The 20,579-nt window shown below is 32.5% G+C and carries 23 protein-coding genes and 1 riboswitch; of the genes, 3 read left to right on the top strand and 20 right to left on the bottom strand.

The window, feature by feature from the left end; translation table 11 throughout:
- Positions 1-77 precede the first annotated feature (77 nt).
- Positions 78-701: a pentapeptide repeat-containing protein gene (locus CD111_RS09070; RefSeq protein WP_095086579.1), complete on the top strand. Its 624-nt coding sequence runs from the start codon at positions 78-80 to the stop codon at positions 699-701.
- Positions 702-979: 278 nt separating this feature from the next.
- Here the strand turns inward: CD111_RS09070 and CD111_RS09065 are convergent, their stop codons facing one another.
- From CD111_RS09065 to CD111_RS09045, 5 genes are all read right to left on the bottom strand, one after another.
- On the bottom strand, positions 980-1,366 hold the full coding sequence (locus tag CD111_RS09065; protein ID WP_095086576.1) for a hypothetical protein: 387 nt from the start codon (positions 1,364-1,366) through the stop codon (positions 980-982).
- A gap of 97 nt (positions 1,367-1,463) precedes the next feature.
- Positions 1,464-2,126 (bottom strand): DUF2750 domain-containing protein, encoded by a 663-nt coding sequence (locus CD111_RS09060; protein ID WP_095086574.1) that lies wholly within the window; start codon positions 2,124-2,126, stop codon positions 1,464-1,466.
- 106 nt (positions 2,127-2,232) lie between these two features.
- Positions 2,233-3,420: an L-aspartate--L-methionine ligase LdmS gene (gene ldmS / locus CD111_RS09055; RefSeq protein WP_095086571.1), complete on the bottom strand. Its 1,188-nt coding sequence runs from the start codon at positions 3,418-3,420 to the stop codon at positions 2,233-2,235.
- Positions 3,417-4,604 (bottom strand): M20 family metallopeptidase, encoded by a 1,188-nt coding sequence (locus tag CD111_RS09050; RefSeq protein ID WP_095086568.1) that lies wholly within the window; start codon positions 4,602-4,604, stop codon positions 3,417-3,419. The genes ldmS and CD111_RS09050 overlap by 4 nt, the downstream gene beginning before the upstream one ends.
- Before the next feature lie 60 nt (positions 4,605-4,664).
- A riboswitch (SAM riboswitch) is annotated at positions 4,665-4,765 on the bottom strand.
- Positions 4,766-4,807: 42 nt separating this feature from the next.
- Positions 4,808-5,350: a GrpB family protein gene (locus CD111_RS09045; protein WP_095086565.1), complete on the bottom strand. Its 543-nt coding sequence runs from the start codon at positions 5,348-5,350 to the stop codon at positions 4,808-4,810.
- A 138-nt stretch (positions 5,351-5,488) separates the two neighbouring features.
- Here CD111_RS09045 and CD111_RS09040 point away from each other — a divergent pair, with 138 nt between their 5' ends.
- Positions 5,489-5,950 carry an S-ribosylhomocysteine lyase gene (locus CD111_RS09040; protein WP_095086563.1) on the top strand — a complete coding sequence of 154 codons (462 nt, stop codon included), beginning with the start codon at positions 5,489-5,491 and terminating at the stop codon, positions 5,948-5,950.
- A gap of 128 nt (positions 5,951-6,078) precedes the next feature.
- Here the strand turns inward: CD111_RS09040 and CD111_RS09035 are convergent, their stop codons facing one another.
- The 5 genes from CD111_RS09035 to CD111_RS09015 all read right to left on the bottom strand — a co-directional run bounded on the left by CD111_RS09035 (position 6,079) and on the right by CD111_RS09015 (position 10,688).
- Positions 6,079-6,429 (bottom strand): DoxX family protein, encoded by a 351-nt coding sequence (locus CD111_RS09035; protein ID WP_142380946.1) that lies wholly within the window; start codon positions 6,427-6,429, stop codon positions 6,079-6,081.
- Positions 6,429-7,613, bottom strand: coding sequence for a phosphopentomutase (gene deoB, locus CD111_RS09030; RefSeq protein ID WP_095086560.1), 1,185 nt, complete (start codon positions 7,611-7,613; stop codon positions 6,429-6,431). The genes CD111_RS09035 and deoB overlap by 1 nt, the downstream gene beginning before the upstream one ends.
- A gap of 11 nt (positions 7,614-7,624) precedes the next feature.
- The gene (locus CD111_RS09025) at positions 7,625-8,926 is read right to left on the bottom strand and encodes a pyrimidine-nucleoside phosphorylase (RefSeq protein WP_095086556.1); all 1,302 of its coding nucleotides are present in this window, start codon (positions 8,924-8,926) and stop codon (positions 7,625-7,627) included.
- A 79-nt stretch (positions 8,927-9,005) separates the two neighbouring features.
- Positions 9,006-9,668 carry a deoxyribose-phosphate aldolase gene (gene deoC, locus CD111_RS09020; protein ID WP_095086553.1) on the bottom strand — a complete coding sequence of 221 codons (663 nt, stop codon included), beginning with the start codon at positions 9,666-9,668 and terminating at the stop codon, positions 9,006-9,008.
- An 84-nt stretch (positions 9,669-9,752) separates the two neighbouring features.
- Positions 9,753-10,688 (bottom strand): sugar-binding transcriptional regulator, encoded by a 936-nt coding sequence (locus CD111_RS09015; protein ID WP_095086550.1) that lies wholly within the window; start codon positions 10,686-10,688, stop codon positions 9,753-9,755.
- A 109-nt stretch (positions 10,689-10,797) separates the two neighbouring features.
- On the opposite strand from CD111_RS09015, the gene deoD reads away from it, so the two are divergent.
- Complete coding sequence (gene deoD, locus CD111_RS09010) at positions 10,798-11,508, top strand: purine-nucleoside phosphorylase (protein WP_095086547.1); 711 nt, start codon at positions 10,798-10,800, stop codon at positions 11,506-11,508.
- Positions 11,509-11,592: 84 nt separating this feature from the next.
- Here the strand turns inward: deoD and CD111_RS09005 are convergent, their stop codons facing one another.
- From CD111_RS09005 to CD111_RS08960, 10 genes are all read right to left on the bottom strand, one after another.
- A complete protein-coding gene (locus CD111_RS09005; RefSeq protein WP_095086544.1) occupies positions 11,593-12,036 on the bottom strand; it encodes a Dps family protein in 444 nt (147 codons plus the stop codon).
- 220 nt (positions 12,037-12,256) lie between these two features.
- Entirely contained in the window at positions 12,257-13,171 is a 915-nt protein-coding gene (locus CD111_RS09000) for a D-ribose ABC transporter substrate-binding protein (protein ID WP_095086541.1), read from the bottom strand.
- 22 nt (positions 13,172-13,193) lie between these two features.
- Positions 13,194-14,132, bottom strand: coding sequence for an ABC transporter permease (locus tag CD111_RS08995; protein WP_095086538.1), 939 nt, complete (start codon positions 14,130-14,132; stop codon positions 13,194-13,196).
- Positions 14,113-15,609 (bottom strand): sugar ABC transporter ATP-binding protein, encoded by a 1,497-nt coding sequence (locus CD111_RS08990; protein ID WP_095086534.1) that lies wholly within the window; start codon positions 15,607-15,609, stop codon positions 14,113-14,115. The genes CD111_RS08995 and CD111_RS08990 overlap by 20 nt, the downstream gene beginning before the upstream one ends.
- A 12-nt stretch (positions 15,610-15,621) precedes the next feature.
- The gene (rbsD, locus tag CD111_RS08985; RefSeq protein ID WP_095086531.1) at positions 15,622-16,011 is read right to left on the bottom strand and encodes a D-ribose pyranase; all 390 of its coding nucleotides are present in this window, start codon (positions 16,009-16,011) and stop codon (positions 15,622-15,624) included.
- The gene (rbsK, locus tag CD111_RS08980) at positions 16,004-16,885 is read right to left on the bottom strand and encodes a ribokinase (RefSeq protein WP_095086529.1); all 882 of its coding nucleotides are present in this window, start codon (positions 16,883-16,885) and stop codon (positions 16,004-16,006) included. The genes rbsD and rbsK overlap by 8 nt, the downstream gene beginning before the upstream one ends.
- A gap of 1 nt (position 16,886) precedes the next feature.
- Positions 16,887-17,852, bottom strand: a complete 966-nt coding sequence (locus CD111_RS08975) for a LacI family DNA-binding transcriptional regulator (RefSeq protein ID WP_095086526.1) — start codon at positions 17,850-17,852, stop codon at positions 16,887-16,889.
- 67 nt (positions 17,853-17,919) lie between these two features.
- Entirely contained in the window at positions 17,920-18,306 is a 387-nt protein-coding gene (locus CD111_RS08970) for a thiol-disulfide oxidoreductase DCC family protein (RefSeq protein ID WP_095086523.1), read from the bottom strand.
- Between the two features lie 195 nt (positions 18,307-18,501).
- Positions 18,502-19,926 (bottom strand): Na+/H+ antiporter NhaC, encoded by a 1,425-nt coding sequence (nhaC, locus tag CD111_RS08965; RefSeq protein ID WP_095086521.1) that lies wholly within the window; start codon positions 19,924-19,926, stop codon positions 18,502-18,504.
- Between the two features lie 118 nt (positions 19,927-20,044).
- A complete protein-coding gene (locus CD111_RS08960; protein WP_095086518.1) occupies positions 20,045-20,407 on the bottom strand; it encodes a transcriptional regulator, SarA/Rot family in 363 nt (120 codons plus the stop codon).
- Between the last annotated feature and the right edge of the window lie 172 nt (positions 20,408-20,579).

The following is a 20,579-nucleotide window of genomic DNA, read 5'->3' as shown; positions in this document are numbered from 1 at the left end:
TTATCATATAGAATTTTTTATAGTATAATATCAATAATTATTTGTATTTTTAATTGAAATCGTGAAGGAGAAATATTATGAAGATTATACAACCGAAACTAAACAATGAATTTGAATATGAAGAAGAGAAAAATATAACACTTTATCAATCTTCGTATGATTTGTATTTTGATAAAGCATATATTCAATTAGATGAAGAAACGAGTCAATTAGATACGATTTATTTCAATCAATGTACTTTCGAATCGCTAGATTTTTCTAAAATTCATACTTTGGATGTCATATTTAAAAATTGTGACTTGTCGAACTGCATTTATGAAAATGCATCTTTAAATAGAGTACACTTTGTAGATTGTCGTATGATTGGTGCAACATTTACAGATTTAAAGATTAAACATGTCCAATTCGAAAATTGCCAACTGAAAATGAGTCAGTTTTTGAACTGTCATCTTGATCATGTTATATACAAAGATAATCAAATGGATGAAACTTATATTTCATTTTGCACGCAAAAAAATCTCGAAATTGTACGATGTACATTGGGGTCTCTCGAAGTAGTTGAAACATCACTAAACAACGTAGATTTATCTACAAATAAGATAGAACACTTCGTGATTCAACCTACAGATTTAAAAGGAACGACAGTATCAGAATATCAAGCCTATAATATACTTCCTCTTTTCGGAGTTAACGTAATTTAAATTTAATAAAAGTGATAAAAGATCATAGATGACCTCTATATAAATGAAAAATAGTTGTAAAAACCGAAATAACCCTTAAGAGAAAACATTCTTCTCTTAAGGGTTATTTCATAAAAAAAGCCAGATGACTTACGTCTCTACCTTAATTTTCAGGAAAATTTCTACTACGTTGGGATGTAGTCACTACTTCAGTAGTTATTGCCAACTTACCAAACTAAATTACCAACGTCAACAATTATAAAAAACATAATATTCAATAAAAAAATATCAATGCATGATTATGACTTCAATTTAACAGGAAGTATGAGCTCTTTGAAATGATGGCCATCGATATCTAAATATGCGATCTCCACGCCATTTTTGAAATCCATATCTTTAGGGAAAATGAATCTTAGTTTACCTTTATAGTGTGAATTATGTTCAAAATATGACCCTGTAGGTTGTTCAACCTTTTCATTCTTGTCGCTCATAGCTGCTTGTTGCATCATATCATCATTAAGACGTGCAAAGAAATTAGCATCCATATTGTCATTAAACTTATCCTTATAATGACGTTTTTTCCAAATTTCAAGTTCAACTTCAATCGTTAATTCTTTATCATTCGATGTTTGCTTTACACCGCGCAGTGTTACTTTTAATATACAACCTCGAAAACGCTTTCGCAACGATACTTCAATTTATTTAATTTAAATTTTTGCAATTAATTTTTACAACAAAAAAAGACATTTGCCATCTAGCAAATGTCTTTTTTATAATATATTATTAACACGGCATAGCTAGCAATACTGCTTTAGGATCCGTTACAGTTCCTAACATGCCTGACTTCAAATTAATCCCTAACGCGATATCTTCTTGTTTTAAATCTTCTAACCATTCTTCAAAGACTTCAGTTTCAATTTCAATAATATCATATTCCTCGAAATCATCACGATGTACTTTTTCAGCTAATTTTCTTGTACTCCAAACAGTCATCATGTTTGGTAAACTATCATCTTCTTCAGATACAAGAATAAATTGCTTCTGTCCCTTCACCGTTAAACCATATACATATTCTTCGTTGCAAATATCTTCAGCAAATTCATCAATACGAATGTCATCTAATTCAGACATAATTTCTTCAATAAAATCATATGCATCTAATTCGATACCTTGCTTACCTTCATATCGATCTACGATGAACTTATCTCCTTTATCAAGAATATCATCCATCTCATACGTAACAAATCGATCAATATCTAATTCTAATATCTTTTCATATTGTGTGATTCCCGTTGCTTTCAAATATGCTTCTGCATATTCTTTTGCTGACCAAATAAGACGTATATCTTTTTGTTCATCTCTTAACATTCTTTTTTCATATAATATAACGTAAAATTTTTCCTTAGCTAATATCGTTTTAAACATCGACATATCTTGGATAGCCACCGTATACCACCCTTTTCTTTATATTTAATTCCAATAAAATATAGTATATCTTGAAGCTATAAGTCAATGAAAATTTCTCGTGAATTCAAAAATTTGTTTAGACCAATTAAATATTACCTAATTCTTTAAGGAATGCTTCTTCTAATTTGAGTGCTTCTTCTTTTGTTTCTGCATGCCAAATACCTGAAAATCTAGACTTTACTTTGTCTTTTCCGTACCAATCGCCATCATAATACGATAATGGATATAAACTCCCATTTTTAATATATGTTTCTATTGTTTGATAAAAATGTGTATTATCGTCCTTTGAATGATAACTCAAAAATTTATGAAACCCTTCTTTTAATCTGTCCTTCAATAGTAACATACTCGTCGATCCATTTTGTCTAAAATTCAAATCGATAGCAAACACTTCTCCATGTTTATCGACTAATAAGTCAAAACCAGAAACACCTTGGTAACCATAATTCACTCCATTTTGCATAATTTCATATCCTGCATCAATTACACTTTGTGGTACATCTTTAGCATTTATATTACCGTTATAAAATCCATACTTATCCGTAAGTTGCTTAACTGCCCCAAGATATTGAATGCCAGTTTGCTTGCTATATGCGTATTGTACACAATAGTTTGCTTCTTCTTCTATAAATTGCTCGATAATAACTTGTTTAGTACCTTGAGCTTCTTTAATTCGATTGTGCGCTTGTTGTAAATCTTTGTCATTATAACAAATCATAACGCCATACCCACCTGCAGTTGGTAAATCATCTCCGGGTTTTATGACTAATGGTAGTGTCCATGATTTAATTCTTTCTTCGTAATCTGTTATCTCTACGATTTCACGTTTTGGTAAATACTTTCCACCAGTCCATTGTGATATTTTGGTTTTATTATTCAAATCGATAAATTTCGGTTTGTAAATTGCATACTTTGAATCGTTACATAAATGTTCACCATGAATATATTGAAAGAATATTTTTTTATCATTTTGAGTAATATTTTGAATTAATGATTCATATGTTGCTTTATCTTTAAAGGTATATAAATTTTCCGGTATTTCTTCGCCCACTATATTCAATAGGTTCTTAACTTTTTCTGTTAAACACGCTTCATGTACAATCATCGGCATTTTACTAATAATCATTTCTCTAGCAGTTAAGAAATTCGACTGATCTTCTTCAGCTTTCAGCCAAGGATTGTCTTCATAAGATGGTCGTGAATCATACACAACATTGTTCTCATATAAATTGTTCAGTGTTACGCGCAAAGGTTTCTTGTATGTTTCAATCATAATAAGTTCTCCCTTAAAATTTGATGATGCTCAATAATTTCATTTCTAAGGGCTGTATTCTCTATAAATTCTAACCCCATTGATGCTAATATTTTTGCACCGCTTATCAATGCTTTATCTCCAGTTTTACTCGCTGCTGCTTGGCAAAATTCTTTAGTATGTCCAACTAAATCAGAAGAGCCGATTTTTATATGTGGATGAATCGTTGGAACTATATGACTTACATTACCAGTATCAGTTGATCCATAACCAAAATCATCTTCAATAACATCTTCACCTATTTCTTCTGCATGTTTTTTAAAAAGCGCATCAAGTGGCTTATTAATAACAAATTCATTTACCCCATTTTGAATAGGCTTTAATTCATACGTACATCCAGTTTGAGTCGCAGAACCTTTAGCAATATCACGGACCCGATTTGTCAGTACGTCAAGTTCTTTACGTGAAGTTGCACGTGTATAAAACCTAGCATGTGTAAAATCAGGAATAATATTAGCCGCACTACCTCCATTTAAGATTACACCATGCACTTTATCCGTTTTCTTAATTTGCTGTCTCAACATACTAACACCGTTAAAGAATGATAACATCGCATCTAAAGCGTTAATCGCTTCAAATGCATTTTCAGAAGCATGTGCACTTCTACCGTAGAATTTAACATCGAATACGTCTACTGCTAATGATGGTACAGTAACATACGTTTCGTGTCCTGGATGCACCATGAGTGCAACGTCTATATTATCTATAATACCTGCTTTAACATAACTTGCCTTAGCACTTCCATTGATGCCGCCTTCTTCAGCTGGACATCCTAGTACAATAACTTTACCACCTACTTGATCAACAACTTTAGACAAGCTAATACCTGCTAATACACTTGATGTACCTATAATATTGTGACCACACGCATGTCCTAAACCTGGCAATGCATCATATTCTGCAAGAAAGGCGATTGTAGGCCCCTCTTTTTGAGAATCGTATGTCGCAATAAAGCCAGTTGGGTGATTTGCAATATTTTTTTCGATTTTAAAATGATGACTTTTCAATTGATCACTTAACAATCTAGAGGCGAATATTTCTTCATTTCCTAATTCAGGACGTTCATGTATTTGATGACTCATTGATAAGTATAGATGCTTATTCTGTTCTATATAATTTATAATATTTTGTGATAAAGTGCTCATATAACATTCACCTTTCCAATATAAAAGCGCATTTCCCTATAAGAAATGCGCCAACGATTAATTTTATCTTCCAGTATAAAAACTGTAGGAATTGGCACCTTTCCTTTATGGGAGGTTGCTGGACTTCATTGGGCCATTCCCTCAGTCACTCTTGATAATTCGTATGAAATTGATATTCATTTTAACTTTGCTACTTCGCCATGTCAATGATTTGTCGCGATATCCTTAGTATTCATATACCATTTGTTAGCTTTCTTCTCAAATTCTTTAATCATACTATCTTTACCTTGATAATATTCATTGCTATTTGCAGGAAAATCTAAAGCTAAATGATGTTTAAGTTGGCTATATCGTTCTCTCTCTCCATTAAAATTCCTTAAGTATTCTCTGAATGAAATAAGTCTTGTAATATGAGGACTACCTTCATCATATATATGTAGATGGTGAGAGACTTCGCCAAACTGATTATATTTTTTGAAATACCGATTACCTATAACGCCACGTTCACCCTCATTCTCATAACCAAGAGCTGATAATTCTTCAGTAAACTCATCAATCGTTTCACTATCTTTAACGACCATTAATATATCAATGATTGGTTTAGCAGATAACCCTGGTATTGCGGTTGAGCCGATGTGCTCAATGTTAACACTATGTTCTTTCAACAATGACTGCAAATATTTTTTCTCTTCAAGAAAAAGATGCTGCCAAATACTATTGTATGGGACTACTTGTACACTATCCATATTCTCACCACGATTTCAGAATATTTTATTATATTATCTTATAAAGTACCATAGAATGAAAGTAATTGAAATCTGAATTGATTGTTTTTTCAAAATTTACTTGATATAATGGTCCTCAAATTCAAAGGAGGACTCTTCATGACAAAAATGAACGTAGAAAGCTTTAACTTGGATCATACAAAAGTAGATGCACCTTTTGTAAGACTTGCAGGGATAAAAGAAGGACAACATGGGGATGTTATTCATAAATATGATATCCGTTTTAAACAACCAAATAAAGAGCATATGGAAATGCCAGCATTACATTCACTCGAACATTTAATGGCAGAAAATATCCGTAACCATACAGACAAAGTGGTAGATGTAAGTCCAATGGGTTGTCAGACTGGTTTTTATGCATCATTTATCAATCATGACGATTACAATGATGTATTAAGTATTTTAGAAGCTACATTGAAAGATGTAGAGCAAGCAATTGAAGTACCTGCTTGTAACGAAGTGCAATGTGGTTGGGCAGCTAGTCATTCTCTCGAAGGTGCTAAGCAGTTAGCTACTGAATTCTTATCAAAAAAAGAGACATGGGATGTTATCTTTAAATAGAAATACAAAACAAGAGCCTACAACACGTTACATGTTGCAGGCTCTTGTTTTGTATGAGTAAGAAATCACTAAATAATAAGTGTTCTTATCAATCATCATTCGGTTATCTATTATATTTGATAGTAAAACTAAAGTTTTCTTACCAATCTCATCATTACAAATTGTAACGGTAACCTTCCCCATAAAGCCCATTTTGGTAATGTCTTACCGTTTAATGGAATATTATTTCTTGCCATATAGACGTTAGCAGGAAATACTGCAATAAGGAACCAACGTAATAATCGTTTCGTCATATTACTTGGTTTTTTAATTAATATTATGATTCCAAATATCATTTCTATAATACCAGAAACCCAGACAATTAATTTTTTGAAAGGTAAGTAATTTGGAACGATTGCTTGGAAGCCTTGTCTTCTGATGAAATGCATGACTCCTGCAAATATAAACACACTTCCAAATAATATTCTAAACAACTTCACTATTCTACACCCATTTCACTTAAATAACTCTTACCAAATTTCGGCAATTCAACTTTGAAGTTATCAGCTATTGTTGCTCCAATTGAACTAAATGTTGTGTCACCTGAAAGTTCTTTATATTCATCAATACTTGGACTAAACATTAATAATGGTACGTATTCACGTGTGTGATCTGTTCCTGGTGCTGTAGGGTCATTGCCATGATCTGCTGTAATAATGACTAAATCATCTTCTTTTAATGATGATCTTAATTCTTCTAATCGATTATCAAATTCTTTAATCGCATTTGCATAACCTGGTTTGTCTCTTCTATGACCATATAATGCATCAAAATCAACTAGATTTAAGAAACTCATTCCAGTAAAGTCACTATTAACTACATCTATTAGTTTGTCCATACCGTCCATGTTATCTTTTGTTCTAATTGCTTTCGTTACACCTTCACCATCATAAATATCATTGATTTTACCGATTGCAATTACATCGTAATCAGCATCTTTCAATGTGTTCATAACAGTCGTACCAAATGGTTTTAAAGCATAGTCATGTCTGTTTGATGTTCTTGTGAAGTTACCTGGCTCACCTACATAAGGGCGTGCAATTATTCTACCAATTAAATATTTTGGATCTTTAGTCAGTTCTCTAACTTTTTCACAAATATCATATAACTCTTCTAAAGGTATAATGTCTTCATGTGCTGCAATTTGTAATACTGGATCAGCTGATGTATAAACTATTAAATCGCCAGTTTCCATTTGGTGTTTACCATATTCATCTATAATGGCAGTGCCTGATGCTGGTTTATTTGCGACTACTTTTCTACCAGTAAGAGACTCAATTTCTTTAACGAGTTCTTCAGGAAAGCCATCTGGATAAACTTTAAACGGTTTATCAATATTCAAACCCATAATTTCCCAGTGACCAGTCATTGTATCTTTACCAACAGAAGATTCACTTAACTTAGTATAAAATGCTTCTGGTTTCTCTACTTTGTTTACTACAGGTAAAGCTTCAATATTACCTAATCCTAGCTTTTCAAGATTTGGTAAAGTTTCTTTAAAACCTTCTAAAGTATGCTTTAAAGTATGTGATCCTTCGTCACCGAAATCTTTCGCATCTGGACCTTCTCCTATACCTACTGAATCCATCACAATTAAATGAACACGTTTAAAACGGTTTGTCATTTGACTCACTCCTAGTCTGTAATCACTTTATGGATTAAAGTCGGCACCACTTGTTTATCTGAAACTGTGATATTCTTTAATATTTTGTCTTTAACATTTTTCACATCTTCTTGATTTGCATAAATCGTTACAAGTGATTCGCCTTTTTCAACTTTATCTCCAACTTTTTTATTTAAAACTAATCCTACTGCTAAGTCAATTATATCATCCTTAGTTGCTCTACCTGCACCAAGAAGCATCGAAGCAACACCAATTTCATCAGCTACAATGTTTGATACATATCCAGACTCTTGTGCCTCTACTTCAAACGTATATTTAGCTTGAGGTAATTTCGTTACGTCATCCACAACAGATCCATCTCCGCCTTGATTTTCAAGGAATACTCTAAATTTCTCTAATGCTTTACCATTTTTGATGACTTCTTGTAATTTCTCACGTGCTTCTTCTAACGTATTTGCTTTCTTAGCTAGAACAACCATTTGTGATCCTAAAGTAAGAACTAGCTCATTTAAATCTTCAGGTCCTTCACCTTTTAAAGTTTCAATTGCTTCTTTAACTTCTAAACCATTACCAATCGCTCTTCCTAATGGTTGACTCATATCTGAAATAATCGCCATTGTATTTCTGCCTACATTATTCCCAATCTTAACCATTGCATGAGCAAGTAATTCTGAATCTTCTATCGTTTTCATAAATGCACCTGCACCAGTCTTAACATCAAGAACAATTGCATCTGCACCGGCTGCGATTTTCTTACTCATAATTGATGATGCAATTAATGGTATAGAGTTTACTGTTCCCGTTACATCTCTTAAGCCATATAATTTTTTATCTGCAGGCGTTAAATTACCCGTTTGACCAATAACTGCAACTTTGTCTTTATTAACTAAATTAATGAATTCATCTTCTGTAATTTCTACATGGAAACCATTAACCGCTTCTAATTTATCAATTGTACCACCAGTGTGACCTAAACCACGTCCACTCATCTTTGCTACTGGCACATCAAGTGCAGCAACTAGAGGTGCTAATACAAGTGTCGTTGTATCTCCAACACCACCAGTTGAATGCTTATCTACTTTGATTCCTTCAATGTTAGATAAATCAATTTGGTCACCTGACTCAACCATTGCCATCGTTAAATACGCTCTCTCATTATCAGTCATATCTTGAAAATAAGTTGCCATAGCAAAACTCGATGCTTGATAATCAGGAATATCTCCATTTGTATATCCCTTAATGAAAAATTCAATCTCTTCTTTAGTTAATTCTTTCCCGTCTCTTTTCTTTGCAATTATGTCTACCATTCTCATCTTGTTAACCCTCCAGTTTTGTAATGTATACGCTTACCTTAATCTTCAAATAATAAAGGTACACCTGTACCTTTATCTATTAATAATCTGAATTCGAAGTTTCACCTTTTAATATTTGAACACCTGCTGATGCACCAATACGTGTTGCACCATTATCTATCATAGTTTTAACATCTTCATAAGAACGAATACCACCTGATGCTTTCACACCAATGTCTGGTCCTACTGTTTTTCTCATTAAATTAATATCTTCAGCTGTTGCACCACCTGATGAGAATCCAGTTGAAGTTTTAACAAAGTCAGCTCCTGCTGCTACTGCTAATTCGCATGCTCTTACTTTTTCATCATCCGTTAATAAACATGTCTCAATAATCACTTTCGTCGTAACGCCATTTGCTGCTGCTACAACTCTTTCAATATCTTGCTTTACTAGGTCATCTTTACCGTCTTTTAATGCGCCGATATTAATTACCATATCAACTTCGTCAGCACCATTTTTAATTGCATCTTCTGTTTCAAAAGCTTTCACATCACTCGTTGTCGCACCTAATGGGAATCCAATTACTGTACATACGAGTACATCTGAATCTTTAAGTACTTCATGAGCATGTGCAACATGTGTAGGGTTAATACAAACTGATTTGAAACCATATTCCTTTGCTTCCGATAATAAAGTATTAATTTGTTCAATTGTAGTATCTGGCTTTAATGCCGTGTGGTCGATATATTTTGCTAATGACATAATGTGACCTCCTAATATTTTTATGTTAATTATATTATAAATGACATTTGAACAATTGTAAAACGATAACAGAAATTTTGTTCATCAGTCGATTAATGCTTGTGCAGTATATTGATCTGTAATAAGAATATTGCTTAATTTTCCTTCTAGTGCACCTTTAATTGCCTTTATCTTATGGTCTCCACCCGCAACTAAAATGGTATTCTCTATTTCTTTTAAAGATTCTAATTCTATGCCTATTGTTCGATTATTGATTGCAACATCAGCTACTTCGCCTTGCTCATTATAAAACCTAGAACAAATATCTCCAACGGCTGAATTTTTCAATCTATCTTTCTCTTCATCATTTAAAAAACCTAATTTAAAAAGAAGTGCCGAATCTCTCACTGTCCCTACTGTAAAGATAGCTATATCTACTTTCCGACCTTGTTCTAATATTGATTTAATGTGGCGGTCTTTTTCCACCATTTGTTTAACTTCTTTAACATCAAATATAACAGGTAGAGGTAAATCTCTAGGTGTCGCATGATACGCTTTAGCAAACCGTTCTAGTATTTGATGACTTCGTGTATCTACATCTGAAAAGCTAATGCCACCTTTAAGTTGTATGACACCAACATCTTCTAAATGTGTTGGTTCTAAAAATCGAGACACTTGGTACATTGTTTTCCCCCAACTTATACCAATATTATCTCCATTTTTGACATTGCTATTTAAAAATTCTGCTGTCTTTTTACCAATTGAACTCTGTATGTTTAAATAATCATTGTTTGTCGTATGTACAACTATACAATCTTTCAAATCATACTTCGCTTTTAATAATTGGGCTAAACTGTCTGCATCTTCATATGGATCCTCTATCTTAACTGAAACAAACCCATGTTCTTTTGCGTGATTTAATAATCTCGAAACAGTTGGTCTCGAAATTTCAAGTTTATTTGCAATCATCTCTTGACTCAAATTTTCTTGATAATAAAGTTTTGCAATTTTGATGCTTTCTTTATTTTTTTGTAAGTCCATCCATTTTCACCACTTTCTTTCATCTTTATCGTACAAAAATTAGCAAAAAATTGAAACAAATGTTATCTTTAAATTGAAAAACTTTTTATTTTTAAAGGAGAAGATAGTTATGACACAAGGAACAGCACATATTCAACCAAATGGTGCAAAAATTGCTAAAACAGTACTAATGCCAGGGGATCCATTACGTGCTAAATTTATAGCAGAAAATTTCTTAGAAGATGTAGTTCAATTTAACGAAGTAAGAAACATGTTAGGTTACACAGGTACATATAAAGGTAAAGAAGTATCTGTCATGGGTTCAGGTATGGGTATCGCTTCTATCGGTATTTATTCTTATGAACTATATAATTTTTTTGACGTTGAAACAATTATTCGTATTGGTTCATGTGGTGCAATGCAAGAAAACATCAACTTATACGATATTATTATTGCACAAGGTGCATCAACAAACTCAAAATACGTTGATCAATTTAATGTACCAGGTTACTTCGCACCAATCGCAGACTTCCAATTAGTAGCAGATGCTAAAAATAAAGCAGACGAAATTGGCGCAACAACACATGTAGGTAATATTTTCTCAAGTGATATTTTCTATAATGCCGACACTGAAGTTACAAGTAAATGGGCAAGATTAGGTGTATTAGGTGTAGAAATGGAATCAGCTGGTCTTTATGTAAATGCTGCCGCTGCTGGTAAAAAAGCACTTGGTATCTTTACAGTTAGTGATCACTTATTAAGAGATGAAGCAACTACAGCAGAAGAAAGACAAAACTCTTTCACGCAAATGATGGAAATCGCTTTAGAAATAGCTGAATAATCTTATTGAAACAATTAAAAGCCCCGTATGAAAGTCGGTTGATTTTCATACGGGGCTTTGTATATTATTTACTTTAATTGATTCTTATCCTAAGAAAGATTTTAACATCCAGTTATGTTTTTCAAGGCTTGTAACCATTGATAATAACATATCACCAGTCATGTCATCATTTTCTTTTTCAGCCAATTGAATACCTTCTTCTAGTTGACCAATTACAGTTGTAAAATCTTTAGATAATTGTTCTACCATTTGATTTGCTGTTAAATTCTTCTCAGCTTCTTCTATAACAGACCATTCTAATGATTCTTTCAACGTCGCTATTGGGTTACCACCAATTGCTAAAATACGTTCTGCTAAATCATCAATATATACACTTGCTTCATTGTAAAGTTCTTCAAATTTTTCATGTAATGAGAAAAAGTTTGGTCCTTTAACATACCAGTGATAATTGTGTAACTTAGTGTATAATACTGTCCACTCTGCTACTTGTTTGTTCAATACTTCTACGACTTCTTTATTGTTATTCATATATGACACTCCTCGATATGGATTATTTTCTGTATCTTTTGTTTACATTAATTATTATATTATAATCATTCTAATCTGTCAATTGTATTTCATCATTTATTTATAATAATTCTAAATAAGGTTTTGATAATTGAAATCACGTGAACGAGTAGAATTAACTTCCTAATCAAAAACGAGAAAATCACTTTTTATCGTGATTTTCTCGTTTTAGTTTTGAAATTTATTTTGCTTTTTCGAGTTTTAATGGAATTTTAATTTCTTTATTTAATTTTTTCCCGTCCATTAATTTGATAATTGATTCAACTGAAGCTTTACCCATTTTATCTGGTTGCTGTGCTACAGTAGCATCTAACTTACCACTCTTAATCGATTTCATCGCATCATCATTGCCATCAAATCCGACTACAATAATATCTTTATCCCCTACTGCTTCAATAGCACCTAATGCCATTTCGTCGTTATGTGAGAATATCGCTTTAACATCTGGATGTGCTTGTAATATATTTTGAGTTACGTTCAGACCTTCAGCTCTATCAAATTTCGCACTTTGTTTCGCAATTACATTTAATGATTTATCTGCGACCTTATGGAACCCTTTACCACGTTCTCTTGTTGCACTTGCTCCAGGTACACCTTCTAATTCTGCTACTTTAGTATCCTTACCTAATTTATCTAAGATGAAATAACCACCCATCTTACCACCTTCGATATTATCAGATGCTATAAATGTTGCAACATCTCCTTTATCAACTGATCGGTCTAGCGTAATAACTGGTATGCCTTCATTATTAGCTGATTGTACTGAACTTGAAATAGCACTTGAATCTGTCGGATTCACAATTAAGTAATCAACTTGTTGCTGTACTAAATCTTCTATATCATTTGATTGCTTAGCTGAGTCATCTCTAGCATCTACAACTTTTACTTTCATTCCTTGTTTTTTCGCTTCTTTCTCGATACCTTCTTTAATTGATACGAAAAATGGATTATTTAAAGTTGAGACACTTACACCAATTGTAACTTCTGATTTCTTCTTAGTTGTTTTTCCTTGGTTGTCTTTTTTTAAGGGTGATTCTAATGAACAAGCTGATAATACGAATACCATTGCTAATACAAATATTAATAATTTTCTCATCTTCTTCTCCTATTCTTTAAAATTATTTTTTTCTATCTATAAGTACTGCGATTAAGATCACAACACCTTTGACAACTTGTTGATAGAATGATGAAACACCTAATAAATTTAAACCGTTATTTAACACACCGATTATTAATACACCAATTAAAGTTCCGACGATTCGGCCTTTTCCTCCTGTTAATGACGTACCACCTAATACTACAGCTGCGATTGCATCGAGTTCATAAGAAGTACCAGCTGTTGGTTGTGCTGAATTTAATCGAGATGTTAATATTGCGCCTGCTAATGCTGACATTAAACCTGAAATGCCATAAATTAATATTTTCACTTTATTGACTTTTATACCTGAAATTTTTGATGCGATTTCATTACCACCTATCGCATATGTATGTCTACCGAAAGTGGTCTTTTGTAATATAATCATTAAGATTATAAATACGATGATCATTGTTACTGCTGGAACTGGTACACCGAAGAAATAGCCTTTACCAAATAATTGGAACATATAACTATCGCCTAAATTAGTAATTGGGTTACCATCCGTTACAACTAATGTTAATCCTCTAAATATCGTCATTGTTGCCAATGTCGCAATAAATGGAGCCATACTACCAAACGTTACCAAAATACCATTAAATACACCTAATAAGAATCCTGCTAATACCCCAATAATAAGAGCTAGTATTGGATCCAAACCACTCGTAATTAATATGGCAGTAAATGCACTTGATAACGCCAATATTGAGCCAACTGATAAGTCGATTCCACCAGTTAAAATAACAAAAGTCATACCAAAGGCTATTAAACCATTAATAGAAACTTGTCTTAATAAATTAAGTAAATTTGATAAATCTAGAAATGCGGAATTCATGATACTAATTACAACGACGAGCAATATAAGCCCTATAAAGGGAATAATTTTTTCAAACATTGAATTTTTAGTTGATATTTGTTGCATGTAATTTGCCTCCTGTAGCTAATGTCATTATATTTTCTTCACTAATCTGACTTCCTTCAACTTGACCTGTAATTTTCCCTTCATGGACAACTAATATGCGATCACTCATACCAATTACTTCAGGTAATTCTGATGAAATCATAATAATTGAAACACCCCGTTCAGTTAACTCATTCATCAATTGATAAATCTCTCTTTTAGCGCCAACATCTATACCACGAGTTGGCTCATCTAATATTAAAATTTGAGCACCAGTACCTATCCATTTTGCTAGCACGACTTTTTGTTGATTGCCTCCCGATAAGGATGAAACTAAAGCTTTTCTCTTCGTTTTTATGTTCAATCTGTTACTCATTTGTTCAGTAAATAATCGAGTAGATTTTTCATTTACGAATCCATTTTTTGTAAAACTTGCAAGTGAAGGTAATACCATATTATCTTCAATCGTAAAATCTAATATGAGTCCTTCATCTTTTCTGTTTTCTGTTATAAGTCCTAGACTATGCTTCATTGCATCTTCAGGTGTTTTAATATTAACTTTCTTTCCATTTATTTCGATATCTTTATGACCTTTGTCAATACCGAACAAACTTCTCATGATTTCAGTTCGGCCAGCGCCCATTAATCCACTAAATCCTAATATTTCACCCTTTTTCAACTCAAATGAAATATTAGACATTTGATGATTGTCATTATTCAAAGCATTAACCTTCATAAGGACATCACCTGGTGTTACCGTTCTTTCAGGGAATTGTTCAGTTAACGCTCTACCTACCATTGATTTAACTATTTCATCATAGTTTGTATCATGCGTATCTTTGTATAACACCGTTTTACCATCTCTCATGACTGTAATTTGATCTGATATTTCAAATATTTCTGCCATTCTATGAGATATATAGACGAAAGAAACGCCTTCATTTTGTAATGTTTTTATAAGTTTAAATAATTGTTTAATTTCTTTATCTGTAAGTGCGGCTGTTGGCTCATCCATGATGATGACTTTAGCATCTGTCATTAATGCTTTTGCAATTTCTATCATTTGTTGTTCTCCAATTGAACAATGGCCAGCAACTTTTCTTAATGAAATATTAAAGTTCAACTTCTCTAATACACTTCTGGCTTCTTTCTTCATTTGTTTTTCATTCAATATGCCAAATTTATTTCTAATTTCTTTACCGATAAATAAATTTTCTAACACTGTCAATTCTGGCCATATATTTAATTCTTGGTGTATAAATGTAAGTCCCGCTTCTTCTGACATTTGTGTATGCTTAAAATCTATATTTTGATTTTGATACTTTATGTCCCCTTGATCTTTCTTGTGAATACCGACTAATATCTTCATGAGTGTAGATTTTCCGGCACCATTTTCCCCCATCAATGCATGTACTGAAGCTTCTTTTAAATTGAAGTCTACACCTTTCAACACTTCATTTTGACCAAAAGCTTTATGAATACCCGTCATTTGTAGCATCTTAACCCTCCTTTAAAATAAAACATCACTTTCTAAAATAACATTTGCAAACGGTGTGGCTTCGCCTGTTCTAATTACCGCTACGGTACTAGATGTTAAATGTTTAAATTCTTCGTGAGAAACACTTTCTGTATCAATATTTGTTCCTTTTATCAGTTGGTATAATGAATTGTTTGCTTCTTTCATTTCATTTGCTATAACGATTTTTTGAACGGCCATGTGTTCTAATATTGTTTTGTAAACGGTTTCAAAACTAGGTACACCAAAAGTTAGTGCTAAATCTATTTTCTTAACACCTTTTGGTATCGGTAATCCACAATCTGCTATAACTATTTTGTCGGTATGACCTAAATCACTTAATACTTTTGAAATCTCGCTATTTAATATTCCTGTTTTATACATGCCATTCTCCTTCTAAATCTAATAATGTAGGCATTCCACCTTGTGCGCCCATACCTGTTACTGAATGGCTTGCCGCTAAATTAGCAAAGGCGATTGCTTTTTCTATGTCATATTCTTTTTGTAGTCCTACCGCAAATGCACCATTAAATGTATCGCCTGCTCCTGTTGTGTCTTTCACTTCTCGTTTATAACCATCAACTGTTACTTTACGGTTTCCATCGTGATAAATAGCCCCTTTGTCTCCCATCGTAACGATAAGTTTCTTAGGATAAGCCTGCAACGCGTCTTCCATATTGCCTTTAAACATTGCATTACTTTCAGTTTCATTTGGCGTTATATATGTTGCAGATTCTATAACCTGATTACTCACTTCTCTATAAGGTGCCGGATTCAATATAGAAATCATGCCATTTCTGTCACAATATTCAATCGCAAATGCTACCGTTTCGCTTGGTATTTCTTGCTGTAACAACACGATATCACCACTATCTAGTTGTTCCAGATGTTTCTTAACATATTCTATAGTGACTTCATTATTTGCAGATGGAACAACTATAATACTGTTATCTTGATCTGCAATAGTAATATGTGCCGTTCCTGAAGGCATTTGTGTAACGGGTTCCACACCGTCTACTAAAACATTGTTATCTTTAAGATTTTCGTAGATTTCTTTTCCGAAATCATCGTCTCCAATACGTCCAACTAAATATACTTGTTCACCTAATCTTGCTGCAGCCACTGCTTGGTTTGCACCTTTTCCACCTGGCGTAGTAAAGAAATTGTCTCCTAGGATGGTTTCACCTTTCTCAGGTCTCTTGCTTGATGACACAACTAAATCTATCGACATACTTCCAATTACAATTATTTTTCTCATATTAAGCTCTCCTTGTAGATTGTCTTTCTATTAAACTGACATCTAATATTTGATGATGTTCTCTTTCATGACCTTCTAATTGATTGATTAACTGCTGACAAGCTTTCTTGCCTATTAAATATGCTGGTTGATGTATCGTTGTTAAACTCGGCGTATATAGATTTGCCAATGGTATATCATCATACCCAACAACTTGAATATCATTTGGAACATGATAATGATGCTTATGTAAAATATTCATCACTTTAAAAGCACCAACATCATTACTACAAATAACACTATCAATTTCGTATTCCTTTATAGTTTGAATAAGCTGTTCTTCTGTAAGACTAATTTCGTTAAGTGTTACATAATTTATTTGATGGGCTTCTAATGTTTCTTTAGCACTTACAAATCTTTCATTAAAGGATTTATAAAATAAATTCTGTTCAAGTATTAAAACTGATTGAGCAGCGCCTTTAATAACTGCCTCCGCTTGAAGTTTACCACCTTTCATATGATCTGTTTCCACAAACTCATGATTTGCGTATACTCGGTCTAATAAAACAAATGGCATATGATATGCTTCAAACGAATCAAATGCTTCTTTAGTAGATAACTGTGATGCGATGATTCCACTACAGTTATGAACATTAAATGTATTTAAATATGCGAATTCTTTCTCTTCATTACCATCACCGTTACCTAAAATAATATGATATCCTTTAGCCATTGCTTCATCTTCAACACCTCTTGCTACTACTGTAAAAAAAGGGTTACTAATATCAGGTAATAATAATCCTATCATCTTAGATTTACGCTTAAACAGTGTTCTTGCTGTTTCATTCGGGCTATAATTTAAAGCTGTGATAGCCTCTTTAATCTTCTTTCTTGTTTCTTCTTTAACATATCCGCTTTTATTAAGTTCTCTTGAAACTGTTGCTACTGAAACACCAGCATACTTAGCAACTTCTTTAATAGTAGCCATTGAACCAACTTCCTTTTGTGTAACCGTTTACACAAAAGGATATCACTTCGATAATATGATTGCAATACTAATCTAAAAAATATTGTCGTTCATATTTACTGGGTAACCTACATGATTCTTTAAATGGTATTTTATATCTGATTTTTGTAAATAATTCATAGCCAACATCACGAACAAATTTTGGTATTATGCTCAGCAATATAGCTAGCCATTTATATCGTTTAAACTGACTTAACAAATGAATGATTGCATCGGATTTAATAAAAACATCTTCCTTATCCACTACTACGATAGAATCTATTGTCTTTAACTGTGGCATAACTTCTACTAAATTCATGCCATACACGCCTTCTAATTGAGCAAATTGAAATGTACGTGATATTTTTCTATTTATTAGCCACTTGACTGCTCGATTGCAATAGCCACAATCACCATCATAATATACGATTGCCATTTTAATCACCGTAACCTTTCTTACCTCATACCCTATCACTTCAGCTCAAAATACTAAATGAATTTGTTTAATCTATATTTCCAAATCATATAAACTGTTTTCGTCTCTTATTCTGATATGGTTTATCCAAATAGAAAACAGTCATTTAAGTATGTTTCCAAATCGGAAATCAACTTAAATGACTGTTTGTATTATTTATAGTGCTTCGGCATCTTTAAATTGTTTATATTCTTCTTCATTAATCGTAATAATTTTGTAGCCTATGTATCCAAATATTACAGATATAATCGGCACAGTATAATTAAACACAGCATATATACCATATTCCATGACATTAACATTTAGCGTCTGTGCGATAAACACGCCACAAGTGTTCCATAAGAAGAATACAGAAGTGACTGTCCCACCATCTTCAAGTGCTCGAGATAAATTTTTGGGATGTAATCTTTTATCGATAAATGTATGTATATACATTCTTGAAGGAACAACAATTGAAATATATTGTTCAGAACAAGATGCATTAGTACCAATACAAGAAATAATTACAGATGCAATCAATCCGCCAGTGCCTTTTGCAACTTTTAAAATTTGAGTAATAATCGCCTTTAACATACCTGAATTTTCAAGAATGCCTCCAAATGTCATTGCAACAATCGTCATTGAAATGGTATAGAACATTGATTCTAAACCACCTCTATTAAATAATTCTTTCACAAGTTCATTCTTCGATTCAAGTACATAACCAGTTTGAAGTGCTTGAACACTATCATGAATACTACCACCTTGGATAAATATTTGTGATAACGTTCCTAACACGATTCCAACGACAAGTGCAGGAATAGCTGGAACCTTCAAAGCAACTAGGATGATAACGATTAAAGGTACAATTAACAGCCAAGGTGATATTAAAAATTTATCTAGCATTTCGTTATTAATTGCTTCTATCTTACCTTTATTGATACCTTCGACTGTGAACTGTTTTCCTAATATAAAAAATACGATTAAAGAAATTGTGATTGCGGGCACAGTTGTATAAAACATATGTTTAATATGTTCAAACAAATTAGTACCAGTTAATCCAGCAGCTAAATTAGTTGTATCAGATAAGGGGCTCATTTTATCACCGAAATAAGCACCAGATATGATAGCACCTGCAATCATACCTGCAGGAATATCCATACTTAAACCAATACCCATGCCTGCTACTCCAACTGTTGCCATAGTCGACCAACTACTTCCTATTGCAAGTGAAACAATAGCACAAATAATGACCATCGTTACGAGAAATAAAGAAGGCGTGATTAATTTCAAACCATAATAGATCATAGTTGCAACGATTCCGCCACCAATCCAAGCTCCAATAATTAACCCAACTAAAATAATAATAACGATAGCAGGTAGCGCAAGTCTAATACCTTTGTACATCATATCTTCAATTTCTTTCCATGTGTAACCATGATAATAAGCAACTATAGCAGCAATTGCTGTTCCTATCATTAATGGTATATGAGGTGCAGATTCCAAAATGACTACAGTATATAACATACTTACAATCATAAATAGAAATGGAATTACAGCCCAGAAAAAGCTAATCTTCTTTGTTGTCATATCTTTTACCATAGTATTCACAACCCCCTAAAAATCAAAGCGCTTACACTAATCATTTTATAAGACCTTTAAACCTATTACAACACTCGTTATAAAAGAATAGCTGAGACTAAGTCTCAGCTATCCTCTTCTAATCTTCTTTCAACATAGCAGCAACTTCATGCATAATAGCATCAAACTCACTGTCATATTCATGGTTAAACTTTAATATGACGGCTCTCTCATCTGTTTTCAAACGTTTTTTTAGAATATATCTTTTTTCAAATAATCTCTTAATCGCTCTTGCAGATTTATTCTGTTTAATATATCCTCTTTCAATTGCATCTTTAAGGTGAACTTCATCTACTTGTTTAAGTTTCATTAAGAAAAAGAATTCATGTTTTTTTAGTCCATATTTTTGTTCGATTTCTATAAATATGTAATCAATTTTGTTCTGATATTCAAAAAATTCAGAACATTTAGAGACTACATCATTATAAAGTTGGGCTTGCATATGATTACCTCCTAAATTTTAGCTAATTGTATTATCTTAAAATTATTTTAACACAAAATTAAATAACATCAATATGGAATTAAATAATATATTTGGCATTTTATGTATATATTTACGATTATAAAGCAAAATTCAAATTCATACAAACTCTAACTGGAAAATAGTGCTATAA

The sequence above is a fragment of the Mammaliicoccus stepanovicii genome (genome assembly GCF_002902525.1).
Lineage (GTDB): Bacteria > Bacillota > Bacilli > Staphylococcales > Staphylococcaceae > Mammaliicoccus > Mammaliicoccus stepanovicii.
Note: the sequence above shows the minus strand (reverse complement) of the source record. Positions and strands in the feature narration are given on the sequence as shown.

Coding starts and splice junctions, on each gene's coding strand:
- CD111_RS09040 (WP_095086563.1), top strand. CDS start 5,489: ATGACAAAAATGAACGTAGAAAGCTTTAACTTGGATCATACAAAAGTA.
- CD111_RS08970 (WP_095086523.1), bottom strand. CDS start 18,306: ATGGCAATCGTATATTATGATGGTGATTGTGGCTATTGCAATCGAGCA.
- rbsD (WP_095086531.1), bottom strand. CDS start 16,011: ATGTATAAAACAGGAATATTAAATAGCGAGATTTCAAAAGTATTAAGT.
- rbsK (WP_095086529.1), bottom strand. CDS start 16,885: ATGAGAAAAATAATTGTAATTGGAAGTATGTCGATAGATTTAGTTGTG.
- CD111_RS09015 (WP_095086550.1), bottom strand. CDS start 10,688: ATGGACTTACAAAAAAATAAAGAAAGCATCAAAATTGCAAAACTTTAT.
- ldmS (WP_095086571.1), bottom strand. CDS start 3,420: ATGATTGAAACATACAAGAAACCTTTGCGCGTAACACTGAACAATTTA.
- CD111_RS09025 (WP_095086556.1), bottom strand. CDS start 8,926: ATGAGAATGGTAGACATAATTGCAAAGAAAAGAGACGGGAAAGAATTA.
- deoD (WP_095086547.1), top strand. CDS start 10,798: ATGACACAAGGAACAGCACATATTCAACCAAATGGTGCAAAAATTGCT.
- CD111_RS09050 (WP_095086568.1), bottom strand. CDS start 4,604: ATGAGCACTTTATCACAAAATATTATAAATTATATAGAACAGAATAAG.
- CD111_RS08995 (WP_095086538.1), bottom strand. CDS start 14,132: ATGCAACAAATATCAACTAAAAATTCAATGTTTGAAAAAATTATTCCC.
- CD111_RS09070 (WP_095086579.1), top strand. CDS start 78: ATGAAGATTATACAACCGAAACTAAACAATGAATTTGAATATGAAGAA.
- nhaC (WP_095086521.1), bottom strand. CDS start 19,926: ATGGTAAAAGATATGACAACAAAGAAGATTAGCTTTTTCTGGGCTGTA.
- CD111_RS09005 (WP_095086544.1), bottom strand. CDS start 12,036: ATGAATAACAATAAAGAAGTCGTAGAAGTATTGAACAAACAAGTAGCA.
- CD111_RS08990 (WP_095086534.1), bottom strand. CDS start 15,609: ATGCTACAAATGACGGGTATTCATAAAGCTTTTGGTCAAAATGAAGTG.
- deoB (WP_095086560.1), bottom strand. CDS start 7,613: ATGACAAACCGTTTTAAACGTGTTCATTTAATTGTGATGGATTCAGTA.
- CD111_RS08975 (WP_095086526.1), bottom strand. CDS start 17,852: ATGGCTACTATTAAAGAAGTTGCTAAGTATGCTGGTGTTTCAGTAGCA.
- deoC (WP_095086553.1), bottom strand. CDS start 9,668: ATGTCATTAGCAAAATATATCGACCACACGGCATTAAAGCCAGATACT.
- CD111_RS08960 (WP_095086518.1), bottom strand. CDS start 20,407: ATGCAAGCCCAACTTTATAATGATGTAGTCTCTAAATGTTCTGAATTT.
- CD111_RS09000 (WP_095086541.1), bottom strand. CDS start 13,171: ATGAGAAAATTATTAATATTTGTATTAGCAATGGTATTCGTATTATCA.
- CD111_RS09045 (WP_095086565.1), bottom strand. CDS start 5,350: ATGGATAGTGTACAAGTAGTCCCATACAATAGTATTTGGCAGCATCTT.